This window comes from Yoonia sp. (assembly GCF_017854415.1).
Lineage (GTDB): Bacteria > Pseudomonadota > Alphaproteobacteria > Rhodobacterales > Rhodobacteraceae > Yoonia.
On sequence record NZ_JAFMHR010000166.1, the window covers coordinates 1 to 5,574 of the forward strand.

Annotated in this window: 5 protein-coding genes and 1 pseudogene; 5 read left to right on the top strand and 1 reads right to left on the bottom strand. The window is 53.7% G+C overall.

All coding sequences use genetic code 11. The features are described 5' to 3' along the window. Positions 1 to 318 (top strand): annotated as a pseudogene (locus tag QZ197_RS14455) (DNA methylase N-4); the annotation flags it as partial. A gap of 122 nt (positions 319 to 440) precedes the next feature. On the opposite strand, the gene QZ197_RS14460 reads toward QZ197_RS14455, so the two are convergent. After that, positions 441 to 1,151, bottom strand: coding sequence for a GntR family transcriptional regulator (locus tag QZ197_RS14460; protein WP_296432837.1), 711 nt, complete (start codon positions 1,149 to 1,151; stop codon positions 441 to 443). Between the two features lie 102 nt (positions 1,152 to 1,253). On the opposite strand from QZ197_RS14460, the gene uxaC reads away from it, so the two are divergent. From uxaC to QZ197_RS14480, 4 genes are all read left to right on the top strand, one after another. Further along, on the top strand, positions 1,254 to 2,660 hold the full coding sequence (gene uxaC / locus QZ197_RS14465) for a glucuronate isomerase (protein ID WP_296432838.1): 1,407 nt from the start codon (positions 1,254 to 1,256) through the stop codon (positions 2,658 to 2,660). A gap of 15 nt (positions 2,661 to 2,675) precedes the next feature. Continuing rightward, positions 2,676 to 3,497 carry a 5-dehydro-4-deoxy-D-glucuronate isomerase gene (gene kduI, locus QZ197_RS14470; RefSeq protein ID WP_296432839.1) on the top strand — a complete coding sequence of 274 codons (822 nt, stop codon included), beginning with the start codon at positions 2,676 to 2,678 and terminating at the stop codon, positions 3,495 to 3,497. Continuing rightward, positions 3,494 to 4,240 (top strand): 2-dehydro-3-deoxy-D-gluconate 5-dehydrogenase KduD, encoded by a 747-nt coding sequence (kduD, locus tag QZ197_RS14475; protein WP_296432840.1) that lies wholly within the window; start codon positions 3,494 to 3,496, stop codon positions 4,238 to 4,240. Before kduI ends, kduD begins: the two co-directional genes overlap by 4 nt. Positions 4,241 to 4,283: 43 nt before the next feature. Further along, on the top strand, positions 4,284 to 5,574 hold a 1,291-nt coding region (locus tag QZ197_RS14480; protein WP_296432841.1), incomplete at its 3' end, for a mannitol dehydrogenase family protein.

A 5,574-nucleotide genomic window follows, 5' to 3' on the forward strand; every position in this document is an offset into this window, starting at 1 on the left:
CTTGATGGCGCATTGGACTTCAGCCTCGACATAACAGGATTTGAAGCGGCCGAGATCGATATCATCATACTTGGGGATAGTGACCTTGCCCCCAGCGAGACCCTACCGCCAGAAGAAAAGGATGCGCCAACAGTGACCCGCCCGGGAGACCTTTGGCAGCTAGGAGAACACCGGATCTTTTGCGGGGATGCTCTCAACGCTGAAAGCTTCGACACGCTGTTGGGCGAGGAAGTCCCAAGCATGGTTTTCACGGACCCGCCCTACAACGTCGCAGTGAATGGGCACGTGCGCAGTGTGATTCACAACAACGGACGTTGAGATTTTATAAAAAAACCAAGACTTGGATTTTGAAGTCAATTGTAAGTAGGTTCGTGTCCACAATGCCGAGCAGTGGAAATTTTTCTGCTTAGCGCTCAATCTCACTTAAAAAATAGGTGGGCTTAAGCTCTAACAGGACCCGTCTCGAAGTAGTCAGGATGACGAACGATGATCGCAGGCAAAACATCTTTGATCGCCGAAATATGCTCACGTAGGAGTTTTTCCGCATGAGCAATATTATCGTTCAATACTGCTGAGCAAATCTCACGATGTTCTGCAATGACATGTTGGCGTCTTTTTTCTGATAAAGACAAGAACCGTAGGCGATCTAAATGGCCTTTTTGCCGACGAATAAGGGGCCATATATGAACGTGTCCTGATGCCATACATATGAGTTCATGGAAGGCTTCGTCGATGATATGAAAGGTGGTGGTGTCCGCTGAGACGGCCCTCTCTTGGGCGGTAACATTCGCCTTCATGGCTTCAACAAGGTCCGCACGATTAACGTTCAGGGCAAGCTGTAGGCATGCCACCTCGAGCGCTGTGCGTGTGAAGACGGCGTCATGAATGGCACGCAATGAAATCTGTGTAATCAACGTTGGGCGTTGCGGGCGGATCGACAAAAATCCCAGATTTGAGAGCCTGAAAAACGCGTCTCGAACAGGTTGGCGTGAAACATCAAATTGTTTGGCTACCTCCGCCTCCGAAACCTTTGTCCCTGGCGGCAGTTTTACGGAAATGACCGCCGCATAAAGCGCGTCAAACACCAGATCAGTGGTCGAGCCTGCCGACGTGTGAAGAAGCCCAATAGTGAGCGAAGGGAGATGCATCATTATTCCGAATTCAAGTTGGACCGAGCCTAGGTCAGTTTCAACTTTGACACAACTGATCGCCTAGCATATTAGAATACTAGATAGAGAATGGGAATCATATCAGTGCAACTCACCGACCCTGACCGCCTTTTCCCCGTTGACCCGCGACAGCGTGATCTGGCGCGTGCGCTTTATGGCTCCGTTTCGGATTTGCCCATCCTTAGCCCTCATGGGCATTGTGATCCCAGTTGGTTTGCTGAAAATGCGCAGTTCTCCAATTCTGCGGATCTGTTTGTCGTACCGGATCATTACGTATTTCGCATGCTCGTCAGTCAGGGCATTCCTTTGGCTGATCTGGGGGTGGCGCGCACAGATGGTGGCCCCGTTGAAAACGATCCACGCAAGATCTGGCAACGCTTTGCCAAGGCGTCAAAACTCTTTCGCGGCACACCAACCGCGCTTTGGTTAGATCATTCATTTGAACATGTCTTTGGGATCGACCAAATCTTAAACGAAGCCACTGCCGATACCATCTATGATCAGATCGAGGTGAAACTGGCGACAAAGGCCTTCCGCCCTCGTGCCTTGTTCGAGCGCTTCAATATCGAACTCTTGGCCACGACTGAGGGCGCGCTTGATGACCTAAGCTGGCATCAGAAAATTAAAGACAGCGGTTGGCAAGGCAAAGTCGTTACCACCTATCGCCCTGACGCTGTCGTAGACCCTGAGTTTGACGGATTTGCCGAGAACATCGCCCTGTTGGGAACGATAACCAATGAGGACACAACCACGTGGCGCGGCTACCTTGCTGCTCATCGTGCGCGCCGCGCCTTTTTTAAAACCTTTGGTGCCACTGCGACGGATCACGGTCATCCAAGTGCGGTCACCGCGAACTTAAGCGATGAAGCCGCGCGCGCGTTGTTTGCTACAATCATGTCCGGCGCTTTCACCGCGCAAGACGCCGAGCTGTTTCGCGGCCAGATGCTAACCGAGATGGCGCGTATGAGCCTTGATGACGGCATGACAATGCAAATCCACGCAGGATCGCGGCGCAACCACAGTGCAGATGTTTTTGTACAGTTCGGACGTGACAAAGGGTTCGATATTCCGGGTCGTACTGACTATGTCGCAGCACTAAAGCCGCTTTTGGATGCAGTGGGTATGGAACCCGATCTTACGATTATTTTGTTCACGCTGGATGAGACGGTTTATGCCCGTGAACTTGCCCCCCTTGCGGGTGCATACCCTGCGCTAAAACTGGGCCCGCCGTGGTGGTTTTTTGACAGCTTCGAGGGCATCAAGCGCTTCCGCGAGGCTACGACAGAAACATGCGGTTTCTATAACACGGCCGGTTTTAACGATGACACGCGCGCATTTTGTTCAATCCCGGCGCGCCATGACGTTTCACGCCGCTCAGACAGCGCCTACCTTTCGACACTTGTGACAACAGGGCGCTTGCGCGAAGCGGACGCTTTTGAAGTGGCTCATGACCTTGCCTACGGACTTGCCAAAACCGCCTATAACCTTTGATTTGAGAGTACATAAATGACCAACGTTCAAACCCGTTACGCAATTGATCCCGAAACTGCTAAGACATTTGGCACCTCAAAGCTGCGCGAGCATTTCCACGTTGGCGACCTGTTCGCACCCGACGTAATCCGGCTGGCCTATTCGCATTATGACCGTCTAATCTTAGGGTCCGCAGTGCCAAGCAAAGGCCCGCTGACACTCGATCATGTTGCTGAGACAGGCACAGCCACATTCCTAGAACGCCGTGAAATGGCGGCGTTGAACCTAGGCGACGCAGGTGCGATCACCGTTGACGGCAAAACCCACCAGATCGGAACTGGCGAGGTTTTGTATATTGGAATGGGTGCCGGACCCGTAACGCTGGAAAGCGGGCGCTTTTATCTGCTCTCAGCACCGGCCCATCGCACATGTCCAACGAAATTGATCACCTTGGCTGATGCTCGCAGGGTCGAACTTGGCGCACGCGAAACGGCCAACGAACGCGTCATCATTCAGTTCTTGCATCCGGAGGTCTGCGAAAGCTGCCAATTGCTCATGGGCTACACTCAGTTTGAGCCGGGTTCAGTCTGGAACACGATGCCCGCGCACCTGCATGATCGCCGCATGGAGGCCTATCTGTACTTTGATATCCCCGAAGATCAGCGCGTGTTCCACATCATGGGCACACCGGATGAAACGCGCCATATCGTTATGGCCAATGAAGAGGCGGTCATTTCGCCCCCTTGGTCTGTTCATTGCGGTGCCGGGACGTCGTCTTATACGTTCTGTTGGGCGATGGCAGGCGACAACATTGATTTCACTGATATGGACATGGTTCCAATGGGGGACCTGCGATGAGCGATCCGTTTCGCCTTGATGGTAAACGCGCCTTTGTGACGGGTGCAAATACTGGCATCGGGCAGGCGATTGCGGTGGGACTTGCGGCTGCTGGCGCCCATGTGATTGCGGCAGGTCGTTCGTCTTGTGCAGACACCGTGGCCTTGATCGAGAAAGAAGGCGGCAGCGGTCAAGCCTGTACGATCGACCTATCTGATCCCGCGACAGCAGCGGAAGGTATGCATGGGATTGGTGATCTCGATATATTGGTCAACAACGCGGGCATCATTCGCCGTGCAGACAGTGTCGATTATACCGAAGCTGACTGGGATGAGGTGATGGACGTAAACCTGAAAGCCGTTTTCCTGATGTGTCAAACTTTTGCACGCGCCGCGATCGCGCGGGGGCAGGGTGGACGGATCGTCAATATCGCGTCCTTGCTGTCCTTTCAGGGAGGCATCCGCGTGTCGGCCTATACTGCCTCAAAACACGGCGTTGCAGGTTTGACCAAATTGTTTGCCAATGAATGGTCCCAGCATGGCATCAACGTAAATGCCGTTGCACCCGGCTACATTGCCACCAACAATACGACTGCTTTGCGTGAAGACCCTCAGCGCAGCACAGAAATTCTGGCGCGCATCCCTGCCGGACGCTGGGGTGATCCTGAGGATATTGCAGGGGCTGTGACTTTCTTATGCGCACCTGCCTCGGGCTATGTCACTGGGGCAGTTCTAAACGTCGATGGAGGATGGCTTGCACGCTAAACCGCGCCTTGCCCGATCTGGTCCAGCCCCAAACGTTGGAATTGTGCACCTTGGCCCTGGCGCGTTTTTCCGTGCGTTCAATGCCTGCTTTACGGACGAAGCAATGGCGCAGAAAGGTGGCGACTGGGGCATCTTGGCCGTAAGCCTGCAAAGCGCCACTGCGCGCGATCAATTGGAACCCCAAGGTGGCGTGTTCACATCGGTAACGCTTGATCCCCAAGGCTGGAAACCGCGCGTGGTGGGTTCACTCTCTCGTACGCTCGTCGCCCCAGAAAACCCGAAGGCCGTTATCGCTGCAATGGTGGATCCAAACGTCAAGATCGTGTCGATGACGATCACCGAGAAGGGGTATTGCGTCTCTGTCGCGACAGGGGAATTAGACCTAAGCCACCCAGACATTGAACATGATCTGTTAAATCCCAACCACCCAAAGTCTGCGGTCGGTTTTATCGTGGCCGCACTGCAGGGACGACGGGACGCAAGCATCGCGCCCTTCACAGTTTTGCCATGTGACAACCTCCCATCTAACGGGGGCTTGGCACGCGCCATTGTCCTTAAATTTGCCCGTCAGATTGACGGCGCACTGGCAGAATGGATCGCTGAAACGACCCCGTTTCCTGCAACCATGGTGGATCGCATTACCCCCGCAACGACGCAGATCGACATTGATCAATTGGGCGACATGACGGGATATCACGACCCCGCTTGTGTATTTCACGAAGACTTTCGCCAATGGGTGATTGAAGATGATTTTATCAACGACAGGCCAGCATGGAATTTGGCTGGTGCGCAATTTGTGACCTGCGTCGAAGCCCATGAGATGATGAAACTACGCTGCCTAAACGGAACGCATTCAACGCTCGCCTACCTAGGCTATCTCGCTGGCTACGAAACCATCGCAGATACGGTGGGCAACCCTGATTTTGAGGCACTGTGCGATAGACTTTGGCAGGATGAGATCATTCCAACATTGACGCCCCCTGACGGAGAAGACCTAACACGTTATTGCGCAGCTCTTATGGAACGTTACAAAAACCCCGCGATCCAACATCGGACGTGGCAGATCGCGATGGATGGCAGTCAGAAACTACCGCAGCGCTTGTTAGGAACCATTGCTGATAATCTTGTAAGAGGCGTGGACCCGAATGGCCTGATCCTCGCGGTGGCGGCTTGGATGCGATACGTCGGTGGTACGGACGACCATGGCCACCCCATCGACGTGCGTGATCCACTTGCTTTGGCGTTAAGGGCAGCCAGCGACAAGGCTGTGACAGCAGCTGGAAAAGTAAATGCATTGCTTGCGTTCAGTGAAATTTTTCCCGCCACGTTGACCA

Bases quoted from the DNA above. Each gene is read 5' to 3' on its own strand.
- QZ197_RS14460 (WP_296432837.1), bottom strand. From the start codon at position 1,151: ATGATGCATCTCCCTTCGCTCACTATTGGGCTTCTTCACACGTCGGCA.
- kduI (WP_296432839.1), top strand. From the start codon at position 2,676: ATGACCAACGTTCAAACCCGTTACGCAATTGATCCCGAAACTGCTAAG.
- kduD (WP_296432840.1), top strand. From the start codon at position 3,494: ATGAGCGATCCGTTTCGCCTTGATGGTAAACGCGCCTTTGTGACGGGT.